At 66.3% G+C, this 21976-nt stretch carries 17 protein-coding genes; 13 read left to right on the forward strand and 4 right to left on the reverse strand.

Features of this window, described 5'->3' with window-relative positions; all coding sequences use genetic code 11:
- Positions 1-16 precede the first annotated feature (16 nt).
- The 10 genes from OM977_RS04035 to OM977_RS04080 all read left to right on the forward strand — a co-directional run bounded on the left by OM977_RS04035 (position 17) and on the right by OM977_RS04080 (position 10134).
- Positions 17-1345, forward strand: a complete 1329-nt coding sequence (locus tag OM977_RS04035; RefSeq protein WP_264356254.1) for an MFS transporter — start codon at positions 17-19, stop codon at positions 1343-1345.
- Positions 1346-1353: 8 nt separating this feature from the next.
- On the forward strand, positions 1354-2460 hold the full coding sequence (locus OM977_RS04040) for a 2-hydroxyacid dehydrogenase (RefSeq protein ID WP_264356255.1): 1107 nt from the start codon (positions 1354-1356) through the stop codon (positions 2458-2460).
- A gap of 77 nt (positions 2461-2537) precedes the next feature.
- The gene (locus OM977_RS04045; protein ID WP_264356256.1) at positions 2538-3542 is read left to right on the forward strand and encodes a sugar phosphate isomerase/epimerase family protein; all 1005 of its coding nucleotides are present in this window, start codon (positions 2538-2540) and stop codon (positions 3540-3542) included.
- A gap of 112 nt (positions 3543-3654) precedes the next feature.
- Positions 3655-5391, forward strand: coding sequence for a dihydroxyacetone kinase subunit DhaL (dhaL, locus tag OM977_RS04050; RefSeq protein WP_264356257.1), 1737 nt, complete (start codon positions 3655-3657; stop codon positions 5389-5391).
- Positions 5388-5870, forward strand: coding sequence for a ribose-5-phosphate isomerase (locus OM977_RS04055; protein ID WP_264356258.1), 483 nt, complete (start codon positions 5388-5390; stop codon positions 5868-5870). The genes dhaL and OM977_RS04055 overlap by 4 nt, the downstream gene beginning before the upstream one ends.
- Before the next feature lie 2 nt (positions 5871-5872).
- Positions 5873-6859: a 3-hydroxyacyl-CoA dehydrogenase family protein gene (locus OM977_RS04060; RefSeq protein ID WP_264356259.1), complete on the forward strand. Its 987-nt coding sequence runs from the start codon at positions 5873-5875 to the stop codon at positions 6857-6859.
- 40 nt (positions 6860-6899) lie between these two features.
- Positions 6900-7667 (forward strand): SDR family NAD(P)-dependent oxidoreductase, encoded by a 768-nt coding sequence (locus OM977_RS04065; RefSeq protein WP_264356260.1) that lies wholly within the window; start codon positions 6900-6902, stop codon positions 7665-7667.
- A 12-nt stretch (positions 7668-7679) separates the two neighbouring features.
- On the forward strand, positions 7680-7808 hold the full coding sequence (locus OM977_RS04070) for a hypothetical protein (RefSeq protein WP_264356261.1): 129 nt from the start codon (positions 7680-7682) through the stop codon (positions 7806-7808).
- A 66-nt stretch (positions 7809-7874) separates the two neighbouring features.
- On the forward strand, positions 7875-9224 hold the full coding sequence (locus OM977_RS04075; RefSeq protein ID WP_264356262.1) for an MFS transporter: 1350 nt from the start codon (positions 7875-7877) through the stop codon (positions 9222-9224).
- A gap of 46 nt (positions 9225-9270) precedes the next feature.
- Complete coding sequence (locus tag OM977_RS04080) at positions 9271-10134, forward strand: triose-phosphate isomerase family protein (protein WP_264356263.1); 864 nt, start codon at positions 9271-9273, stop codon at positions 10132-10134.
- A 365-nt stretch (positions 10135-10499) separates the two neighbouring features.
- Here OM977_RS04080 and OM977_RS04085 read toward each other — a convergent pair whose 3' ends face one another.
- Entirely contained in the window at positions 10500-14120 is a 3621-nt protein-coding gene (locus OM977_RS04085; protein ID WP_264356264.1) for a TM0106 family RecB-like putative nuclease, read from the reverse strand.
- A gap of 177 nt (positions 14121-14297) precedes the next feature.
- On the opposite strand from OM977_RS04085, the gene OM977_RS04090 reads away from it, so the two are divergent.
- The 3 genes from OM977_RS04090 (at position 14298) to OM977_RS04100 (ending at position 18453) form a co-directional block, all read left to right on the forward strand.
- Positions 14298-16751 (forward strand): Tex family protein, encoded by a 2454-nt coding sequence (locus tag OM977_RS04090; RefSeq protein ID WP_270103146.1) that lies wholly within the window; start codon positions 14298-14300, stop codon positions 16749-16751.
- A gap of 177 nt (positions 16752-16928) precedes the next feature.
- Complete coding sequence (locus tag OM977_RS04095) at positions 16929-18320, forward strand: OFA family MFS transporter (RefSeq protein WP_264356265.1); 1392 nt, start codon at positions 16929-16931, stop codon at positions 18318-18320.
- 1 nt (position 18321) lies between these two features.
- Positions 18322-18453 carry an MFS transporter small subunit gene (locus OM977_RS04100; protein WP_264356266.1) on the forward strand — a complete coding sequence of 44 codons (132 nt, stop codon included), beginning with the start codon at positions 18322-18324 and terminating at the stop codon, positions 18451-18453.
- Positions 18454-18527: 74 nt separating this feature from the next.
- On the opposite strand, the gene OM977_RS04105 is transcribed toward OM977_RS04100, so the two are convergent.
- The 3 genes from OM977_RS04105 to OM977_RS04115 all read right to left on the reverse strand — a co-directional run bounded on the left by OM977_RS04105 (position 18528) and on the right by OM977_RS04115 (position 21968).
- Positions 18528-20240, reverse strand: coding sequence for an ABC1 kinase family protein (locus tag OM977_RS04105; RefSeq protein ID WP_264356267.1), 1713 nt, complete (start codon positions 20238-20240; stop codon positions 18528-18530).
- A 4-nt stretch (positions 20241-20244) separates the two neighbouring features.
- Positions 20245-20775, reverse strand: coding sequence for a PadR family transcriptional regulator (locus OM977_RS04110; protein ID WP_264356268.1), 531 nt, complete (start codon positions 20773-20775; stop codon positions 20245-20247).
- 425 nt (positions 20776-21200) lie between these two features.
- The gene (locus OM977_RS04115) at positions 21201-21968 is read right to left on the reverse strand and encodes a hypothetical protein (protein WP_264356269.1); all 768 of its coding nucleotides are present in this window, start codon (positions 21966-21968) and stop codon (positions 21201-21203) included.
- Between the last annotated feature and the right edge of the window lie 8 nt (positions 21969-21976).

Genomic DNA, 21976 nt, shown 5'->3' on the forward strand with positions numbered 1-21976 from the left:
CACAAGGGAGTGAACAGTGCAAACAGAAACTTTGGCCACAGGCCCTAAGGAATCAGCAACACGCCGCACCATCAAAAATCTGCGATGGTGGATCCTAGGCTGGGCGCTGGCCGCAGGCATCATCAACTACATGGACCGCAGCGCGATCTCCATCGCCGCTCCGCAGCTCATCAAAGAATTCGGCATGACCCGGACGGACATTGGCCTCCTGGGCACCGTGTTCTCCTGGACCTACGCTTTTGCCCAGCTGCCGGCCGGCTGGCTCGTGGACAAGCTCGGCGCCCGCCGGATGTATTTCCTCGCCATCGCGGGCTGGAGCATCGCTACCGCGCTGATGGCCATCGGCGGCAAGATGTGGCAGTTCATCACCTTCCGTTTCCTGCTCGGCGTCACCGAAGCCCCGAACGGACCGGCATCGGCAAAACTCACCGCCGACTGGTTCCCCCGCACCGAGCGCGGACAGGCCACCGCCATCTGGGACAGCGGCTCCAAGTGGGGACCCGCTATTGCCCCGCCCGTTCTGACCGCCATCATGCTCACCTTCGGCTGGCAGGCCATCTTCCTCTTCCTCGGCGTCGCGGGCCTTGTGCTGGCACTGGCCTTCTTCATCTACTACCGCGCTCCTGAAGAGCACAAGCGCATCAGCGCGCAGGAACTGGACTACATCGAAAGCCAGCGCGCCACGCAGGTCCTGAGTGCCAAGAAGGTCTCCTGGTTGGGTCTCTTCAAGCACCGCCAGATCTGGGGAATGATGGCAGGCTTCTTCTGCGTCATCTGGATCTGGAACATCTTCATCGTCTTCCTCCCGCTGTACCTGCAGGAAGAGCGCGGCGTCAGCATCGCAAACTCCGGCTGGCTGGCTGCTGTCCCGTACTTGGGTGCGGCTATCCTGGGCATCACCGGCGGCTGGGTCATGACACGCTACGCCAAGAAGGCGGGCCGCGATCCGCTGCTGGCCAAGCGCCACGTGATGTCCGTCGCCGCCGTGATCGCCGGCATCCTGATCTGCCTGATCCCGTTTGTAGATTCCCTCCCGCTCGCCCTCGCCGTGATGACCGTGGCGCTGGGCTTCGTCGCCACCATGCAGGCAGCCGCCTGGGCCATGCCCGGCGATATCGTGGACAACTCCCAGGTGGCATCCGTCGGTGCCATCCAGAACTTCGGCGGCTACTTCGGCGGTGCCTTCGCACCGCTGCTGACCGGCGTGATCGCCGATGCAACCGGGTCCTACGCGCCGTCGTTCGTCATCGGCGGCGTCATCGCGGCCCTGGCCGCCGTGGCCTACACCGTGCTGGTCCGCGAGCCCATCCGGGACAAGACCGCAGCAACGCAGACAGAAAGCTGAACCGACGCATGAGCACAGCAACAAATGAATTGACGACGGCGGCCGCCAGCGAGGCGGCCGCCAGCGAGGCGGCCGCCCCGGCGGCGGGCGCCACCCACCCGCCCTTCACCGTGGCGGTCACGGCCGACGCTGCCCGACCTGACGGCAGCTCCGTCCACGGAGACCTCGGACTGCAACGACTCAGCGACAAAGGCATCAGCTGGGGCGTCCTGCCCAGCTACACGGATCCGGTTCCGTTGGCCGATCTTGCCGGCGTCCACGCTGTTCTGTCGCTGGGGCACATCGCCTTCGATTCGCGCACTGTGGACCACGCCCCGGACCTGAGGCTGATCGCCCGGTTCGGTGCAGGCTACGAAACCATTGACTTGGACGCCTGCACCCGCGCCGGCGTCGTCGTTACGAACACCCCGGACGCCATTCGCCGCCCGCTGGCTGTGGCCGGGCTGACCCTTTTGTTGGCTCTCTCGCACAAGCTCCTGGCCAAGGACCGGCTGACGCGGACCTCCGACTGGGCGCAGCGCGAGCACTACCGGGGCGCGCCGCTGGTTGGACAGACGGTCGGCATCGTGGGCTTCGGCAGCGTGGGCGCCGAGCTCGCCCGCCTGCTGGCCCCGCTCGGAATGAAGGTGGTGGGCAACAACCGCAGCGGCCGCCATGCGGAGGCTGCGGAGCTCGGCGTCGAGCTGCTGGGCCTGAACGAGCTCCTGGAGCGCTCGGACTACGTGGTGCTCTGCGCCGCGCTCACACCGGCGACCAAAAAGCTGATCAACGCCGAGGCCTTGGCCCGGATGAGGCCAAGTGCCTATCTGATCAACATCGGCCGGGGAAAGCTCGTGGACACGGATGCCCTCCGGGATGCCCTGCGGGACGGCCGGATCGCCGGCGCCGGGCTGGATGTCTTCGAGCCGGAACCCCTGCTTCCGGACGACGAGCTCCTGACCTTCGACAACGTGGTGCTTTCCCCGCATTCGCTGTGCTGGACCGAAGATTTCACCCGGGACGTGGCGGCCGGCGCCATCTCGTCGATCCTGGCGGTGGCAGGAGGGGAGCGCCCCGCCAACGTCCTGAATCCGGAGGTCTTCGCCACCGCGGCCTTCGCTGCGAAGCAGCCCTAGCCCAGAATGTGACATTGACAACATTGAGTCGAATGGTAGATCCTATAGGAAACAGGATCTCACGAAGGAGTGACCCCATGGCTTACACAGCCGAAAACTGGCCCATCACCGCGGCTCTGCTGCAGTTCCCGGGAACCGACGCCCAGGGCAACCACATCAACGACGCCGAGGCCTCCGCCTGGGCCGAGGTCCTCACCGAGGTCAAGGAAGCAGGCTTTTCCGACGCCGACCTCACGGACAGCTGGGTCCGCCCCGGCGACCTGAGCGCCGCCCGGCTCGCCGAGTTCAAGCAGACCGCCGACAACGTGGGCATCGGCATTCCCGTCATCTCCGCGATCCGGCGCAGCGTCATCGAGGAAGGGAACTGGGAAGCCAACCTGGCCTACAGCCACCGCACCATCGACGCCGCGGCCGAACTGGGCTGCGAGGTGGTCTCGGTCGGACTGCACCAGGCCATCACCGCCGAGCAGCAGAAGCAGCTGTGGTTCTGGACGGTCGAGGGCTACAAGGACCCGGTGGGGGACAAGGAAACCTGGGGCAAGGCCGTCACACGCCTGCGCGAACTCGGCCAGCACGCGGCGGAGGTCGGCGTGCTGCTCTCGCTCGAAATGTACGAGGACACCTACCTCGGCACCGCGGACCAGTCCGTCCAGCTGGTCCAGGACATCGGCCTGGCCAACGTCGGCCTCAACCCGGACATCGGCAACCTGGTCCGGCTGCACCGACCGATCGAGGACTGGCGCGAAATGGTCGCCAAGACCCTCCCGTACTCCAACTACTGGCACATGAAGAACTACATCCGCGACGAGGACGTGGCTCGCGACACCTACGTGGCCATGCCGGCCCCGATGGAAAGCGGTCTGATCAACTACCGCGAGGCATTCAAGGTCGCCCTGTCCGTGGGCTTCCAGGGCATCCTCTGCACTGAGCACTACGGCGGCGACGGCCTGTCCGTCACCGCCAGCAACCAGGACTACCTCCGCCGCCAGGTCCTGCCGAAGACCGACGGCTACGCCCTCGGCCAGAGCAAAGTTGCGCAGGGCCGGCAGCAGCCCGCAACCACGGCACTCGCCAGCATCTGATTCGGCGATGGGTGCGGCCGTCAAGCTATTTGGGGGCGGCCGCACCACCCCAGCTCCAACTCAGTTCTCTGCCCACAGCATTAGTTCTCCAACACGGATTCAATGAGGAACCATGACCCAGATCTTCGACAATCCCGCTGATTTCGCGGATGAGGCTTTGGACGGCTTCGTGGCGGCCAACCGGGGCTATGTGGCCCGGGTGGACGGCGGCGTGGTCCGCTCCACCGAGGTCCCGGCCGGGCAGGTGGCCCTGGTGGTCGGCGGCGGCTCCGGGCATTACCCGGCCTTCGCCGGCCTGGTCGGGCCGGGCCTTGCCGCGGGCTCGGCGTGCGGGAACATGTTCGCCTCGCCGGCGGCCGGGCAGGTCTACCGGGTGGCGAAGGCCGCCAACGCCGGCGGCGGGGTGCTGCTGAGCTACGGGAACTACGCCGGGGACGTGCTGCACTTCGGCCAGGCCCAGCTGCGGCTGAACGCCGAGGGCATCGAGACCCGCACGGTGCTGGTCACCGACGACATCGCCTCCGCCCCGCTGGAGCAGATCGGGAAGCGCCGCGGGATCGCCGGGGACCTGACGGTCTTCAAGATCGCCGGCGCCGCCGCCGAGGCCGGGCTCAGCCTGGACGACGTCGAACGGCTCGCCGTCAAAACCAATTACCGCACCCGCTCCCTGGGCGTGGCGTTCGGCGGCTGCACCCTGCCGGGCGCGGACGCCCCGCTGTTCACCGTCCCGGCCGGGCAGATGTCCCTGGGCCTGGGCATCCACGGCGAACCGGGCATCTCCGAACACCCGATGCCGACCGCCTCCGAACTCGCCGCCCTTCTGGTGTCCCGGCTGCTCGAGGACAAGCCGGAGGACGCCGGCACCCGCGTGGTGGCCATCGTGAACGGCCTGGGCACGGTCAAGTACGACGAGCTGTTCCTGCTCTTCGGCAAGATCGAAAAGCTCCTCGCCTCCGCCGGTCTGACCGTGGTGGAGCCCGAATGCGGGGAGCTGGTCACCAGCCTGGACATGTCCGGGCTTTCCCTGACCCTGCTCTGGCTCGATGCGGAACTCGAACAGTACTGGGCCGCCCCGGCTGACACCCCGGCGTTCCGCAAGGGCAACCTCGCCCCCCGGGCCCGCCGCGAACTCACCGGCCCCGACGAGGCCGCCGCCGAGGAGCTTGAACACACCACCGCAGCGGCGGCAGCCCTCGGCCGGCTGGCGGCCGACCTGCTCGGCCAGGTGCAGCACGTGATCATCGAGCATGAGGAGGAACTCGGCAACCTGGACGCGATCGCCGGGGACGGGGACCACGGCATCGGGATGCGCCGCGGCGTGGACGCGGCCGTCGCCGCCGCCCGGCACGCGCTGGAACAGGAAGGCGGCGCGTCGCCGTCGCGGGTCCTGACCGCAGCCGGGGAAGCCTGGAGCGAACGCGCCGGCGGCACCTCCGGCGCGCTCTGGGGCTCGGCGGTCATCGCCGCCGGCCTCGCGCTGGGCAACCGGGACAGCTACTCCGGCGGGGACGCCGCCGCCGCCGTCACCGCGTTCGTCGACGCGATCACCGAGCTCGGCAAGGCCGAGTTGGGCGACAAGACCATGGTGGATGCCCTCCTGCCGTTCCGGGACACCTTCCTCAACGCCTTCGACGCCGGAACCTCAGTGGCTGACTCGCTCGCCGCAGCAGCGGAAGCCGCTACCGCCGCCGCCAGCCGGACGGCCGATCTCCGCCCGCTCAAGGGCCGCGCCCGTCCGCTCGCGGAAAAGAGCCTCGGCCACCCCGACCCCGGCGCAGTGTCCTTCGCACTCATCGCCACACGGATTTCTACCCACATCGAAACTTCCAGCACAGGAGCAAAAGCATGAGCACAACAACAGGCTGGCGCGTCGTCGTCGGCAACGATGAGGCAGGCGTCGAATACAAGAACGCCCTGAAGGCCCTGCTCGAAGCCGACCCCCGCGTCGCCTCCGTAGAGGACATCGGCGTCGGCGCCAACGACTCCACCGCCTACCCGCACGTGGCCGTCGACGCGGCCCGCAAGATCGCCGAGGGCGACGCCGACCGGGCCCTGCTGATCTGCGGCACCGGGCTCGGCGTGGCCATCGCGGCCAACAAGGTCCCCGGCATCCGGGCCGTCACCGCGCACGACAGCTACTCGGTGGAACGCTCGGTCCTGAGCAACAACGCCCAGGTCCTCACCATGGGCCAGCGAGTCATCGGCCTGGAACTGGCCAAGAAGCTCGTCGGCGAATGGCTCAGCCACCGCTTCGACGAAAACTCCTCCTCCGCCGCCAAGGTGGACGCCATTTGCTCGTACGAGCCCGAATACACGAAGGCAGTCTGAACATGACCGAATCAACAGATACCGCGGCCGCCATCAACGCCGCCCGTAAGATTGCCGTCGTCGGCTCCGGCTACATGGGCGGCGGCATCGCCCAGGTCCTGGCGCTCGGCGGGGCCCGGGTTGCCCTGGCGGACGTGTCCGCCGAAGTAGCGCAGAAGAACTACGAGCGTCTGCTCACGGAATCCGACCAGTTCGTCGCCGACGGGCTGTTCCCGGAAGGCTCCACGGCCATCCTGAAGGAAAACCTCTGGGCCGCCAAGAACATCGAGGAAGCCGTCGCGGACGCCGACTTCATCGAGGAAGCCGTCCCCGAGGTCATCGCCATCAAGCACGAGACACTGGCCCGGATCAGCGCCGCCGCCCGCCCCGACGCCATCATCGGCTCCAACACCTCCACCATCTCCATCGCCGACCTGTCCGAGCCGGTGACCAACCCGGAACGGTTCCTCGGCGTGCACTTCTCCAACCCGTCCCCCTTCATCCCCGGCGTCGAGATCATCCCCCACGCCGGCACCTCGGCGGCCACGGTCGGCGCCGTCCGCGACCTCGTGCACGCGGCCAACAAGCAGACCGCCGTCGTCAAGGACGTCACCGGATTCGTACTCAACCGGCTCCAGTACGCCCTCTTCCACGAGGCCGCCCAACTGGTGGAACAGGACATCGCGACTGCGGAGGACGTCGACACCCTGGTCCGCACCACCTTCGGCTTCCGGCTGCCGTTCTTCGGCCCGTTCGCGATCGCCGACATGGCGGGCCTGGACGTCTACAACTTCTGCTACAAGTCCCTGCAGACCGACTTCCCGGAACGCTTCGCCACCCCGAAAATCCTCAGCGACCTGGTCGAGGCCGGCAAGCTGGGCACCAAAACGGGAGCCGGCTTCCTCAACGTCCCCGCCGAACGCACCCCCGAGCTCATCGCCTACCGCAACAAGGCCTACGTGGCCATGCAGAAGCTCCTCAACGAGCTCGGCCCTGCCCCCATCAACTGAACTGCATCGTTCACTTCCACCTTTCTTCAGGAGCGCACCCATGAGTACATTCCCCGCAGAACGCACCGCGATTATCACCGGTGCCGTGTCCGAGCGAGGCATCGGCCGCGGCACCGCCAACTACCTGGCGGCCGAGGGCTGGAACATCGGCATCATCGATCTCGATGACGCACGCTGCAAGGCTGCCGCCAAGGAAATCGCCGCCGAGCACGGCGTTCAGGCCTTCGGCGCCGGTGCCAACGTCTCCGACGAAGGCTCGGTCCGTGCAGCGATCGACGCCATCGAAGCGGAGCTGCCGCAGATCGTGGCCCTCGCCAACGTGGCCGGCGTCAGCTCACCGGTGCCCTACCTGGAGCTCGACGCAGCCGAATGGGACCGCGTGCTCAACATCAACCTCAACGGCGTCCACTACGCCACCCGCCGCGTCGCAGAATCCATGGTGAAGAACAGGATCGGGCGCATCGTGAATATCTCCTCGGTCTCCGCGCAGCGGGGCGGCGGCACATTCTCCAAGACGCCGTACTCGGTGGCGAAGGCCGGCGTGATCGGCCTGACCCGCGCCACGGCCCGCGAACTGGGCGAGTACGACATCACCGTCAACGCCATCTCACCTGGCCCCATCGACACCGACATCATGGGCGGCACCCTCAGCGAGGAACGCAAGGACGAACTCACCAAAGACCTCGTCGTCAACCGGGTCGGCTCGACCCGGGACATCGCAGCAGCCATCGCCTTCCTCATCAGCGAGGACGCCGGGTACATCTCCGGCCAGACGCTGAATGTGGATGGCGGACTCTACATGCACTAAGGAGGAAGCATCGTGGCACAACACAGCCAGACCCGCGCCGCCTCCCGATTCGCATCCTGGAGCAAGGGACGGAAGATCTACCTCGCCGTCGGCATCCTGGCCTGCCTGGCCGGGGTAATGATGATCGCTTTTTCGCGCTAGACGTTTCCCCCGCAACTGAATCACTGCACCGAGTTACACCACTGATTGCTCGACGAGGAGTTTTTGATGTCCGTAACAACAACGTCCACCCGGGACCTACTGGAGACGCCGGTCCTTAAATCGGCCATCTCCAAGGCCTCCCGCCGGCTGATGCCCATGCTGGTGATCCTTTATGTGGTCGCCTTCCTGGACCGCACCAACGTGGGCTTCGCCGAGGCCGCCTTAGGCGTGGACAAGGGCATCACAGCCGGCGCCTACGCCCTGGGCGCCGGGATCTTCTTCATCGGCTACGCCCTGTTCGAGATCCCGAGCAACCTGCTCCTGACCAAGTTCGGCGCGAAGGTGTGGCTGGCCCGCATTGCCATCACCTGGGGCATCGTCTCCGCCTGCTTCGCATTCGTCCAGGGTGAGACGTCATTCATCATCCTGCGGTTCCTGCTGGGTGTCACCGAGGCCGGGCTGTTCCCGGGCGTCATCATGTTCCTGGCGGCGTGGTTCCCCAACAAGGTCCGCGTCAAGATGTTCGCCATCTTCTATCTGGCCCAGCCGTTTTCCCAGATGATGGGCGCCCCGTTGTCCGGCTGGCTGATCAACATCGGCGACCAGGTGCCCGGGGTCCAGGGCTGGCAGGTCATGTTCTTCGTCGAGGGCATGCTGGCGGTGGTCGCCGGTATCGCCGCGTACTTCTTCCTGATCAACAGCCCGCAGGACGCCAAATTCCTGACCAAGGACGAGAAGAACGCGCTCCTTGAAGTCATGGCACTGGAAGACACTGTCAAGGAAGAGTCCGGCCCGCGCGGCGTCCTGGCCGCCATGAAGAACGGCAAGGTCTGGTACTTCACCGTCATCTACTTCTGCCTGCAGATCGCCGTCTACGGTGTGACGTTCTACCTGCCGCAGCAGGTGGCGCAGCTGACCGGCCAGAAGGTGGGCATCGCCGTCGGCCTGATGGCAGCCATCCCGTGGTTCTTCGGCATCTTCGCCTGCTACTTCATCGGCAAGGCCGCCAACACCGTGGTCCGCCGCAGGGTCTGGGGCACCGGGCTGTTCATTTCCACCGGACTTTGCATCTTCGGCTCCGCGTGGGCCGGCGCGAATCACATTCCGGCGCTCGGCATCATGTTCATCACCCTCGCCGTGTGCAGCTTCCTCTCGATCGGCCCCATCGCCTGGTCCTACCCGACGGCGTTCCTCACCGGAACGGCCGCAGCCGCGGGAATTGGGCTGATCAACTCGCTCGGTAACCTTGGCGGCTTCGTGGCCCCGATCCTGCGGACCTCGGTCAACCAGATCACCGCCTCAGACACGGGAACCATGGGGGTCTATGCCCTGGGCGTGCTCCCGTTCCTGGCCGCGGCCATGATGTTCGCGACCCGCCGCTTCAAGAACAAGGCCGACGAGCTGCTGGAGCAGTAGGGTCTTCCAGCGCCCATCAACTGGATCCAGCAGAAAGCACCAACATATGCAGCAGCGCCCCGGCAGCCAAACCGCCAGCACCCGCATCCTCGTGGGGGTTAGCACCAAGATGTACCTCGGCTACAGGGACAGCCTGGACTGGCTGGAGCGGCTGCGGCATGAAGTGGATACCCGTCCGGCCCTCGCGGCCGGGCGGGTTGTCCCGTTTGTCATTCCGTCCTTCCCGGTCCTGCCCGCGGCGGCCCGCCTCCTCGCGGGTTCACCGGTGCTGCTCGGGGCGCAGAACTGCGGCTGGGCGGACGGACCCTGGACCGGGGAGGTGGCCCCGTCCATGCTCGCGGAACTTGGTGTCCGGATCGTGGAGATCGGCCATGCCGAACGCCGGCGGCATTTCAACGAAGACGAGGCCATGGTGTCCCTCAAGGTCCGGGCCGCGGACGACGCCGGGCTCACGCCGCTGCTGTGCGTGGGCGAGCCCGACTCCGGGCAGCCGGCGGGCGCTGCGGACTTTGTGTACCGTCAGATCGAATCGGCCGTCGACGGCGACTGGGAGCTCACCGGCCGGCTCACCATCGCGTACGAACCGGTCTGGGCCATTGGAACGGCGGAGCCCGCCGCGGCCGCGTATGTGTCTGACGTCGTCCAACGGCTCCGGACGCAGCTCGCGCTGGCTGGCGTGCGGGAGTTGCCGGTGATCTATGGCGGCTCGGCCAAGCCCGGACTGCTGCCAACCCTCGACGGCGTCTCCGGTCTGTTCCTGGGCCGTTTTGCGCACGACCCCGCGAACTTCGGCGCCGTGCTGGATGAGGCATTCCGGCTGGACAATGCACTCTTGCTGGATGAGGGCTTCCCCGCGGCCGGCACCGCCACCGATACCGCCATGGATGGACATGCTCCGCCCTGGTCATGAGCAATGGGCAGAACACCACTATGCCCACTGGAAGCATCTAAGAATGGGCATGTCCCCTCTGGAGATGGGCCGGTAATGGGCCGCTGGTGGACATGCTCCGCCCTGGTCGTGAGCAGTGGGCAGAACACCACTATGCCCACTGGAGGCATCTAAGAATGGGCATGTCCCCCCTGGAGATGGGCCGGTAATGGGCCACCGATGGACATGCTCCGCCCTGGTCATGAGCAATGGGCAGAACACCACTATGCCCACTGGAGGCATCTAAGAATGGGCATGTCCCCCCTGGCAATGGGCCGGTAATGGGCCACCGATGGACACGCCCCACCCTGGTTATGAGCAGTGGGCATGTTCCCCCGGCTAAGTCGTCAGGAAGACACCGAGCGCTGGCACAGGCCGATGAAGCCGCCCAGCTGTTCCATGCCCTCCGGGTGGGCGGGCAAGTAGTTGGTTAGTTCCGTGGCGCGGACCAGCACGGCCCGCCACTGCCCGCGCGAGACCGCCACGTTGATCCGGTTGCGCGAGAGCAGGAACTCCATGCCGCGCGGAGCCTCGGCCACGGCCGAACAGGCCATCGACACGATCACCACCGCCGCTTCCTGCCCCTGGAACTTGTCCACCGTCCCGACCCGCACCCCTGACAGGTCGGCAACCTCGAGCGCGTCGCGGATAACGTTGACCTGAGCGTTGTAGGCCGCAACCACCATGACGTCGTCTGCACCCAGGGGCCGGGTGCCTGTTTCGGTGTGCCACTGCAGCCCGAGATGTCGCCGCACCTGTCGGACCACCTCCAAAGCTTCCTCGGCCGAGGACGTGGTGTTGCCGCTGTGTTCGACGTACACGGTTTCGATCCCGGCCGGAACACCGTCAAGCCGCCGGAGATCGGCGGCAGGTGCAGACCGGAGCTGCCCCTCGTAGGACAGTTCGGACACGGCCCGGCACAGCTCCGAGGTCATCCGCCACGAGTCGGCCAGGAAATACCCCAATGCCGGCGGCAGCGTGGCATGTCCTGCGGAGATCCAGCCCAGGGCGGACTCGTCCACGGGCTCGGGATGCGAGCCCTGGCTGACCTGCGGCAACTGCTGGGGATCGCCCAGCAACAGCAGCCGGCTGCTGGCCTGCGCCACCGCCAGAGTATTGGCGAGGGAGAACTGCCCGGCCTCGTCGATCACCAGCAGGTCCAGCGATCCGGCAGGGACATTGGCTCCCGTCATGGTCCACGCGGTGCCGCCAACGAGCGCCCCGCCGGGGGAGCCGAGGAGCCGGGCAACGTCCTTGGCTGTGCGTTGCTCCCAAGGGAGGGGATCCGCGTGTTTCACGTCCTTGGCCACGATGGACGGATCAATTCCGGCGCCGGTCACGGCAGTCTTGAGCAGGTTTTCTACGACGGCATGGGACTGGCCCACCACCCCGACCTTCCAGCCGCGGGCCACCAGCCGGGCGATGACGTGGGAACCCACATAGGTCTTGCCGGTGCCGGGAGGTCCCTGCACCGCCAGGTACGAGTGATCCAGGTGCAGAACGGCCTCGGTAATGACATCGATGAAACGGTCCGGCCCCGCACCGGGCTGCGGCAAAGAGTGTCCGCTAATCAGCCGTGGCGGCAGACGCCGGACGAGATCCAGCGCAGGATGGCGGGGAATCGCCGAGGATCTCAGGCCGGCCGCGACCTTCTCAGCCAGCGAAGCCAGTGATTCCTCGAGGCTCTTGGTCGCGAGCGGCTGGTCCTCTGTCAGTGCGATGGGGAGATCATTGTGGGGCGACACCTTCCGGTGCAGCCGGTCCCGGATGATGACCGTGTCGCTACCGTCATCGTGTCCCAGCTCCAGGACTTCCGTCCCGAACCAACCGTTCCGTCCGCTTCCGTCTTTGCCGGTGCCCTCCAGCCCGGCAGGAAGAGGGCGGTCATACATCCGGAACCATTTGCTGCCTTCGCGCAGATCGGAGCCGGGACTCACGGTGCCAGTCAGTTTGACCCGGCGTTCGGGGAGTTTAGTGCCTTCCTGCTGCCAGTCGTCCAGTATCTCGGCGGACTCGACGAGAAAGACGTTTCGGTCCCGGACGTGGGTGTCCGGGCCCTGTTCGCACCGGTCGAAGTGCGCCCACCAGAAGGCCTTGCGCTCGCGGCGGTGATAGCTCACGGCCGCCGCCAGCATTGATAAAGCCTTTCGGTCGTCTTCCGGAAGCCCGGTCCCCGGCGCGGCGAACTCCTTCAGTGCGAGTTCGGCTGGGCTCAGGGCATCCTCCGTTTCCGGGTCTGCGTCGGCGGACCCACTCGGAGTGCCGGCGCTTGGGAAGGCGTCAGCCCGGCCGCTCCCGCCCTGACCGCCCAGCGTGATCCCGCGGTCCTGCGCCAGGCCCAGGAGCCAGTTCCGGAGCTGGAGTGTGGACAGGCAATCGTACTCGTTGTAGTCCGAGATCCCGGCGAGGATTGTGTCCGCCTCCGCAGAACGATTGTTGTCGCGCGCTTCGCAGTAATGGGCGTAGGCAACCACGGACGCGCCGGCGTCTTTCACGTCTCCCGAGCGCAGGTGCGTGCCCATGTAGAGCGGCTCGAGCTTCTTAATGCTGTAGGAGTTCTCGGAGATCCGGATGCTGTTGCGGACCGTCTGGTACAGGTCCACCAGGAGCCCGTCGCGGAGCCACTGGTCCACGGTGTCCTCACCTGCCACGTGCATGACGGAGAGCTTGCGCAGGGCGGTCTTCTCGTAGGCGGCGTAGTGGTAGACGTGCATGTCCGGGTAGTCCTGCCGGCGCTTCTCCACGTAGGCGAGGAAATCCAGGAAGGCCTGCTTTTCCGCCTCCCGGCTATGGGCCCAGAAGGGCTTGAACACTCCCGGGGTGCCGGCGTCTACTGGTGCCTCGATGACGCCGAACAGATATTCCAGCCCCCAGACGCCCGTGGCGCTTTCCTGCCAGAGCGGGTCGCCCTCGAAATCGAAGAAGATGTCGCCCTTGCTGGGCGGCGGGAGCTCGGCCAGGGTGTTGTCCGGGATCACGGCGTAGCGGAGGGAATGCTCCTCGCCGTCCTTGACGTACCGGACGCCGCCGTCGGCTCCGCCGGTCCCGCTCTGCATCTTGGCCTGCTGCTGTAGGCGCAGGAGCGAGGGGGTGGGGCTGACCAAAGTGGCTTCCGCGAGCTCCGTGACCGTCCGAATGCCGTCGGCGTGCAATTTCTTGCGTTGCGCGGAGTTCATCCTCGCCACCAAGAGGAGATCGTCGGTGGCCTTGGCCATCTCCTGGCAGTAGTCGCAGCGGCCACAGGCGGAGACGCCCGCCGCACCCCACCTGACGGTGCCGGGCTGCGCGACGTGCCCGGAGGTCAGGGCGAGGAAGCGCTCCCGGCGTTCCCGGAACACCGGGAGGAGTTCGGAGAGTTTGTGGTGGCTCTGGACATATTCGAAACCGCCTCCCGGCAATGGAACGGTGGCGCCGAGGACCAGCGTTACGGCCGGGTCCGGCGTGATCCCGGCCTTCAGGAGCTGGTCTCCGTAGGCAGCAAGTTGGAGGAGCGCCGTCACCTTGGCATGGCGGGCCAGCTTGGTGTCGAACACGGCATAGCTGCCGTCAGCCTGCCGGACCAGGAAATCGGAGCGCCCATGGAACTGGCCGTCAAAGAAAGCGGCCTGGAACACCACGTCCGCTCCCGAGCGCAGCGCTTCAATGGACTCGGAATGCTTGGCAAGCAACGTGGCGCGGTCCATGCTTTCGGCCGGCACGACGTCGTACACGCCCCGGCCTGTCCCGGGATCCCACATCCCGAACTCGTCGACGAAGCCGTCCAGGACCCTGCGCTCGTGAACGTCGCCCAGCTTGGCGGCGTGCTCCAGCATCTCATCGACGCCGAAATCAGGCCTGGGAGAGCGGCCCAGCCGCTCGTCGAGCTTCCGGAGCAGCTGGTACTCGCAGCCGGCCGCGATCACCAGGTCGCTCGCGGAGAAGACCAGATCCGGTCCGGAGTCCGGCACTTCCGGTTCAAGAAAAAACACTGCGCCCCCGATGTCGTGGCTCTGTCTGCTGGCTGCGGCTCTGTCTGGTCTGGCCCGCTCGCCAGTGCTGATAATCGCCGTTGATGTCTTCCTGCCAAGCTATCAAAGCCCTCTGACAATCTGGCCCCGCGAACCTGCCGGCCGTCACGGCACCGCCCCGTGAGGCAAAATAGCAGGGTGACCCAACTCCCGCAGCGCCCCGCCTCGCCCGCCGCCAGCCCGTCGCCGAAGACCGGCACGCCACAGACCCAGGAGTCCGGCATCGCCGCCCAGATCGCCGGCGAACTCGGCGTCCAGGCCTGGCAGGTCAAGGCCGCCGTGGACTTGCTGGACGCCGGATCCACGGTCCCGTTCATCGCCCGCTACCGCAAGGAAGCCACCGGCACCCTGGACGACACCCAGCTCCGCGAACTCGAGGAACGGCTGCGGTACCTTCGTGAACTCGAAGACCGCCGGCGGACCATCCTGGAAGCGATAGCCGCGCAGGGTGCGCTGACCCCGGAACTGCAGGCCGCCGTCGTCGGCGCCGACACCAAGTCCCGGCTCGAGGACATCTACCTCCCCTTCAAGACCAAGCGGCGCACCAAGGCCCAGATCGCCCGGGAAGCCGGGCTGGAGCCGCTCGCGGATGCGCTGCTCAAGCGCCCGGAGCTGGATCCGGAGCGCGAAGGCGCCAAGTACCTCAACGCGGAGCACGCCATCGGGGACGCGGCCGCGGCGCTCGCCGGTGCCCGCGCCATCCTCGTGGAACGGGTCGCGCAGGATGCAGACCTGGCCGCGACGCTGCGGGAGCGGCTCTGGAGCCAGGGAAGGATGGTCTCGCGGGTCAAGAAGGGCAAGGAAGCCGAGGGCCAGAAGTTCAAGGACTACTTCGAGTTCTCCCAGCAACCGTCCGGGATGCCCTCGCACCGCGTCCTGGCGCTGTTGCGCGGCGAGAAGGACGGCGTGCTGGAGTTGGATCTCGCCGAAGCGGACCCGAACGACGACGCCGCCCTCACGGCCGCGCGCGGCCGGTACGAAGCCGCCGTGGCCAGGTTCCTTGGGGTGGCCGACCGCGGCCGGCCCGCCGACGCCTGGTTGCTGCAGACCGCGCAGCAGGCCTGGCGCTCGCGCGTGCTGGCCCGGCTGACCGCCGACTTGCGCAGCCGGATGTTCGCCGCCGCCGAGGACGAGGCCGTGCGGGTATTTGCTGCCAACCTGCGGGACGTGCTGCTCGCAGCCCCGGCCGGAAACCGCGCCACCCTGGGCCTGGACCCGGGGCTGCGGACCGGCGTGAAGGTCGCCGTCGTGGACGGCACGGGGAAGGTCGTCGCGACGGACACCATCTACCCTCACGCCCCGGCCCGGAAATGGGACGAGGCGCTGCGGACCCTTGTGAGCCTGGCGAAGAAGCACGGCGTCGAACTCGTGGCGATCGGCAACGGCACGGCCTCACGCGAAACGGACAAGCTCGCCGCCGAACTGCTCAAGCAGCTCGCCGCAGTTTCGGAGCGCAAACCACAGAAAATCGTGGTGTCCGAGGCCGGCGCGTCGGTCTACTCGGCGTCGGCACTCGCCGCTGCCGAATTGCCGGGCATGGACGTCTCCCTGCGCGGCGCGGTCTCGATCGCGCGGCGGCTGCAGGACCCCCTCGCCGAGCTGGTGAAGATTGAGCCGAAGTCGATCGGCGTCGGGCAGTATCAGCACGATGTCACCGCCACCAAGCTGGACCGCAGCCTCGACGCGGTGGTCGAGGACTGCGTGAACGCGGTGGGCGTGGACGTCAACACTGCCTCGCCCGCGCTGCTGAGCCGGGTGGCCGGCGTCGGGCCGCTGCTGAGCGAGAACATTGTGGCGTACCGGAACGAGCACGGACCCTTCGCCAAGCGCAGCGAACTGAAAAAGGTTCCGCGGTTGGGTGCCAAGGCGTTCGAGCAATGTGCCGGCTTCCTGCGGATCACCGGGGGAGCGGAGCCGTTGGACGCGTCCAGCGTGCACCCGGAGGCCTACCCGGTGGCCCGCAAGATCAGGGCAGCCGCCGGGAGCGGCCCCTCGGGCGGAAATTACGCGGCGCTCAACCCGCAGGACTTCGTGGACGGCTCCTTCGGGCTGCCCACGGTGCAGGACATCATCGCCGAGCTGGAGAAACCCGGCAGGGACCCCCGTCCGGCCTTCGCAGCGGCGACGTTCTCCGAGGGCATCGAGAAGATCTCCGACCTCAGGCCCGGGATGGTGCTGGAGGGGACGGTGACCAATGTGGCGGCGTTCGGCGCGTTTGTCGACGTCGGCGTGCACCAGGACGGGCTGGTGCACGTGTCCGCGCTGGCCAACCGCTTCGTCTCGGACCCCCGGGAGGTGGTGAAGTCCGGGCAGGTGGTCCGGGTCAAGGTGCTGGAAGCGGATCCCGACCGGAAACGCATTTCGTTGACCCTGAGGCTCGACGACGACCCCGGGACTTCCGGGGAAACCTCCCGGAAGGCGCCGCCGCAGGCCACTCCGTCGCAGCCGCGGCAGCCGCGGCAGCCGAACGCCCAGAAGGCGGCGGGAAGGCAGCCCCAGCCCAACCGGGCGCCCGCTCAGCCGCGGACGACGCCGTCGCCCGCAAACACCGCGATGGCAGAAGCTCTGCGGCAGGCGGGCCTAGCCAAGTAACGCCCGGAGGGACCACCTGCCGGAGAATTGCTACCGCTCGTCGCGGCAACGGCACCGTTCGGCGCAGAGATAGGACGCTTACTTAGTATTTGCACCATGATTGCCGGAGGCAACGGCCCGGATTGAGCCCTTGCTATGTCCTGGCACCGCTGTCGTTGACGAGCAAAGGGAACAATCATGGGCTGGCTGGATAGAGAACGAACCATCGCTCCACCGGGATTCAACCGCTGGCTGGTCCCTCCCGCAGCGCTCGCCGTGCATCTGTGCATCGGCCAGGCGTACGCGACGAGTGTCTACAAGACGGCGCTGGTGAAGCACTTCGGCGCCAGCCTCACGGAGATCGGCGTTATTTTCTCCATCGCGATCGTGATGCTTGGGCTGTCGGCGGCCATCATGGGGACCTGGGTGGATAAGAACGGTCCGCGCAAGGCGATGTTCACGTCAGCCGTCTTCTGGGCCAGCGGCTTCCTGATCGGCTCGCTCGGGATCTTCAGCGGGCAGCTCTGGCTCGTGTACCTCGGCTACGGTTTCATCGGTGGAATTGGTTTGGGCATCGGCTACATCTCCCCGGTCTCCACCCTGATCAAGTGGTTCCCCGACCGTCCCGGACTGGCCACGGGTATGGCCATCATGGGCTTCGGGGGCGGCGCCCTGATCGCCAGCCCGGTATCCACGGCCCTGCTCAAGATGTACGACCCCAACTCCGGCGCCAAGGGCTGGGTGGCCAGCGGCGACTCGGTGGGCAAGCTGTTCCTGACCCTCGCCGTCGTCTATCTGGCCTACATGCTGTTCGGCGCCTTCACCATCAAGGTCCCAGCCGAGGGCTGGAAGCCCGAAGGCTTCGACCAGTCCAAGGTCAAGGCCGCCAAGCTCGTCACCACGGAGAACGTCTCCGCCAAAAATGCGGTGAAGACCAGGCAGTTCTGGCTCGTCTGGATCGCGTTGTTCTGCAACGTGACAGCCGGCATCGGCATCCTGGAACAGGCAGCCCCCATGATCCAGGACTTCTTCCGCCAGTCCGACGGCGTGTCCCTGGTCAGCGCCGCCGTCGCCTCCGGGTTTGTGGGCCTCCTCTCGATCGGCAACATGTCCGGCCGCTTCGCCTGGTCCGCCACCTCGGACATCACCGGACGCAAGCGCATCTACATGGTCTATCTCGGCGTCGGAGCCGTGCTGTACACGGTGCTGGCGCTGGCCGGCTCCACCACAACGTTCCTCTACGTGGCCCTCGCGTTTGTCATTATTTCCTTTTACGGCGGTGGCTTCGCGACCGTTCCGGCCTACCTGCGGGACCTCTTCGGCACCTTCCAGGTGGGGGCCATCCACGGCCGGCTGCTCACTGCTTGGTCCGCTGCCGGTATTGCCGGGCCGCTGATCGTCAACGCCTTTCTGGATGCCCAGGGCAAGCCCGGCCAGCTCAACGCAGCGTCATACCAGCCCGCGCTGCTGACCATGGTGGGCCTGCTGGTCATTGGCTTCGTGGCCAACCTGCTGGTGAAGCCAGTGGACACCCGATTCCACGAACCCCATCCTGACCGCGTCACCGCAGAACCCGCCATGGAGGCATGAGATGAGTGCAGCAAACGTTTCACCCGGAAAACCATCGACCGGAAAGCTGACGATTGCGTGGGCCCTTGTCGGCGTGCCGCTCGCCTACGGCGTGTACGAGACTCTCACCCGCGTCGCGGCCCTGTTCGGCTGACTCGGTGTAAATGAAGTCGCTGGCGCCCGCCCCCGCGCGGAGCGGGCGCCAGAAAACCGGCGTCACCGGTTCGATCAAAGTCCGCTGCGCCCAACCCACAGCGCATGCAGCAGCGGAAGCACCGACGCGATCATCAGGACATTGCCGAGCACCGTGTCATCCGCGCGGACTACGGAACCGGAGACCAGCAGGGCGCCGAATATCAACGCCGACGCCGATCTTTGCGCCGTGCGGTCAAGCCGTCCCAGCTGCCGCTCGAGGCGCGGATTTGCCACCGACAGTGAACCGTCCTCGAGCCGGGTTAGCAGCCCATCCAGACGTTTCGGCAAGCCCAGTGCCATCCCGGCGGCATCGAGCGCCTGCCGGGCAACGTCCTGCGCGATGTTGCCTCGTTCGTCGCGGAGCAGCTGCGCCGCGTAGGGTTCGACCGAGTCCCACAGATTGAACCGGGGGTCCAGCGAACTGCACACCCCCGACGTAAGTGACATCGCCCGGATTATGAGCAGGAAGTTCTCCGGCATCTGGAACGGCAATGAGCGGACCACGTCACCGAACTCCACTGCAAAATCACGGAACTCCCGCGGGTCAACCTCGCGAAGCTCGGCGAAACCCATCCCGCCAAAACGGGCAAAGAGGTGCGTCATCGCCCGCTCAAGCTCCACTGTGTCGGCCGAGGGTACCAATACTCCGACATCGCTGATTGCGGTCATCAACCCCTTGCCGTCACGCGAGGCGGCCGCGATGAGCAGCTTCCGCAACCCGCTGCGGGTGCTGGCCGTAACCTCGCCCATCATGCCGAAGTCGATGAAGGTCAGCTTCCAGGCGCGCTCCGTGGATGGATCAGTATCCGGCGTGACAAAGATGTTGCCCGGGTGCGGATCCGCATGAAAAAAGCCGTTCATGAACATCTGGTCGAACATGACCGCGGCAAAAACCGGGGCGACCTGGGCCGGGTCAATGCCCGCCGCCAGCAGTGCCTTCGAGTCCGTGATCTTGATCGCCGTGACGTCTTCGAGGGTGAGTACGCGGCGGGTGGTCCGTTCCCAGACGACGTCGGGCACGTGCACCCGGCCATCGTCGGCGAAATCAGCAGCGAACCGCCCCGAATTCGCCGCCTCATTCAGGTAGTCGATCTCCTCGAGACTGGTCTGCGCAAACTCCTCGACCAGGGCGGGCATGTCGGCACGGTCGGACACCAGGCGCACGTGGCTGAGCCAGCCGCCCACTTTGCGCAGTGCCGCCAGGTCGACGTCGACAATGGCGTTGATGCCCGGCCGCTGCACCTTCAGCACCACGCGGTCCAGCCCGGTGTCGGCGGCGTCGCCCGGACGAAGCCTCGCCCGGTGCGCCTGACCAAGGGACGCTGCTGCGATCGGTGTCTCCTCGACCGAGGCGAACACCTGCTCCAGCGGCGCGCCCAGCTCAGCTTCGGCGAGGGTGCGGATCGCAGAGAAGGCAACCGGAGGCACCTCATCCTGCAGCCCCTCAAGTTCCCTGGTGATCTCCGGCGGCAGCACGTCCAGCCTGGAGGACAGGAACTGACCCACCTTGATCATCAGCCCGCCAAGATCCACAGCCAGCACATGGAAGCGCTGCGCGAACCTTCGCATCCGTTTCGCCCTGGTGCGTTCGGCTATCCAAGCCAGCCCGAGGCGGGGGAGGAACAGCTCAAACCACCAGGTCACCGTGAGGTGCCATGCGGCGAAGCGCAGGATGCGGCGGTAACGGGCCCGGTGCTCCCCGGCGCCGGGTACCGGATCTGCGCGGTCCGGGTGAACCGACGACACCCCGTCAGCCCTGGGCGAGGATCGCGTACAGCCGGCGGCGGGCGTCGTCGAGCACCGCCACAGCTTCCTGCACCTGCTCAGGCGTGCCGGTGCGGCCCACCTGCGCGGCGGCTTGTGCGAGCTCGACGCCCGCCTTCGGAAGTGCCGCGAACCCGGTCCCCGACGCCTCCCAGGGCGCGGATGTGCCGGCGCCGACTACTTCCTCGCGGCCCGCGTCGGTCAGGGAGTAGATTTTGCGGCCGTTGGATTCCTCGGCACTGATGAGGCCCTCATCGGCCAGTAGCTGGAGCGTGGGATAGACGGAGCCTGCGCTGGGCTTCCAGCTCCCGCCGCTGCGCTCCTCGATTTCACGAATGATCTGGTAGCCGTGCATCGGCCGCTCTGCGAGCAGAGCCAGCACGGCCGAGCGCACCTCGCCGCGACCCGCACGGGTACCTGCCCGCTTCTCGAACCTCGAGCGCAACTCTTCAACGGCCTGCCACATGCTGTCGACGTTGTTGCCGCGAAATCCGCCGACCGGGTATGAACTGCGCATCGTGCACTCCTCTGGACAACCGCGGGCGATATATCTAACGATAGCCAACGATACAGACGAACAGGCCCGAATCCAAGAGCCCCGGCGTGACACTGAGGGCCGGCAAAGATGCGCTGTCCATCCAGGGTTCTGGCTCAGCCTGGAATCTATATTTGGAATTCACGCTAACCCGACGCACTACTCAGTGAAATATCCACCGTTTGTCAGAATCGCCTAGCCAATAAGCCACTGGCCAACGCCATGCACCAGGATGATCGCCGACGCAAGGATTACGAAAGTAACCATACAAAAAACCGTTTTAATCTTGACGGTTCTTCTGCCCAACAGCAGGTCCTGCTCGCTAAGTGCTCCTAGCGGATCCTCATTGTCTGCGCCAGAACTCGCACTATCGCCCTCGACGGCGCCCGCAATTCTTGCTTGCTTAGCTAATGTGTCGTCAGGCGTGTTGCCTCAGCCTCGCTTCCAGTCACCCATTCCGGACCGAACGACGATGCCTCTGGGTTTCTGAAAAAATCAGCCAATGCCGCTTCAATCGAATCCACATCATGGACTAACCGGGAAGGCATGAAGCCTTTCACATCTCCCATTGGAACCTCCACCGACTCATCCGCAACACCCGCAGACCGCACCAACACCGCCCATGAACCCTCGTTGGTGGCATCAGCATTCCGATGACAAACCATCCCCAGCCCAACACCACCGGCGACTTCAAAACGTGCCGACCGATACTGAACAGCCAGCCGTCCACGGGACTTTCCGTCCAAGTCGTGGAGTGCAACACCAGCCGCTTCCCGGGCCTCCGCGACGGTGCTAAGACCCCGGCCATCAACAAGCCACTCCGCCTTTTCTGCGGTCTCCCGGGTCTGCTTAGCGGGCTTACGGCGCTTACTCGCATGCTGCCAGGCCAGTCCTGCCTGAGTGCCCGCAATAAACCCGCCGAACCACGCGATTCCGACTGGGCCCAACACCAAACACAGAACGAGGGATAGCACCAAAACCAACATGGCAAGCCATCGCCAGGGCGGCGAGAAACGCAGCAACCACGCACCCACGGCCAGACCTGCGAGTAATGCAACGACCTCCTGTGACACGTGGTCCTGAGGTCCTACCAAGATCACCGCGACCGTGGCGCTCAACAACACGCCACTGAGGATCAGAGCATTCCTCACCGGATGCTCAGCTTTTCTTCCCACAACAACCA

The sequence above is a fragment of the Pseudarthrobacter sp. MM222 genome, assembly GCF_947090775.1.
In the GTDB taxonomy this organism is placed as follows: Bacteria; Actinomycetota; Actinomycetes; order Actinomycetales; family Micrococcaceae; genus Arthrobacter.

Excerpts from the sequence above, each read along its gene's own strand:
- OM977_RS04040 (WP_264356255.1), top strand. The coding sequence starts at position 1,354 with ATGAGCACAGCAACAAATGAATTGACGACGGCGGCCGCCAGCGAGGCG.
- OM977_RS04045 (WP_264356256.1), top strand. The coding sequence starts at position 2,538 with ATGGCTTACACAGCCGAAAACTGGCCCATCACCGCGGCTCTGCTGCAG.
- dhaL (WP_264356257.1), top strand. The coding sequence starts at position 3,655 with ATGACCCAGATCTTCGACAATCCCGCTGATTTCGCGGATGAGGCTTTG.
- OM977_RS04055 (WP_264356258.1), top strand. The coding sequence starts at position 5,388 with ATGAGCACAACAACAGGCTGGCGCGTCGTCGTCGGCAACGATGAGGCA.
- OM977_RS04060 (WP_264356259.1), top strand. The coding sequence starts at position 5,873 with ATGACCGAATCAACAGATACCGCGGCCGCCATCAACGCCGCCCGTAAG.
- OM977_RS04065 (WP_264356260.1), top strand. The coding sequence starts at position 6,900 with ATGAGTACATTCCCCGCAGAACGCACCGCGATTATCACCGGTGCCGTG.
- OM977_RS04075 (WP_264356262.1), top strand. The coding sequence starts at position 7,875 with ATGTCCGTAACAACAACGTCCACCCGGGACCTACTGGAGACGCCGGTC.
- OM977_RS04080 (WP_264356263.1), top strand. The coding sequence starts at position 9,271 with ATGCAGCAGCGCCCCGGCAGCCAAACCGCCAGCACCCGCATCCTCGTG.
- OM977_RS04095 (WP_264356265.1), top strand. The coding sequence starts at position 16,929 with ATGGGCTGGCTGGATAGAGAACGAACCATCGCTCCACCGGGATTCAAC.
- OM977_RS04100 (WP_264356266.1), top strand. The coding sequence starts at position 18,322 with ATGAGTGCAGCAAACGTTTCACCCGGAAAACCATCGACCGGAAAGCTG.
- OM977_RS04110 (WP_264356268.1), bottom strand. The coding sequence starts at position 20,775 with ATGCGCAGTTCATACCCGGTCGGCGGATTTCGCGGCAACAACGTCGAC.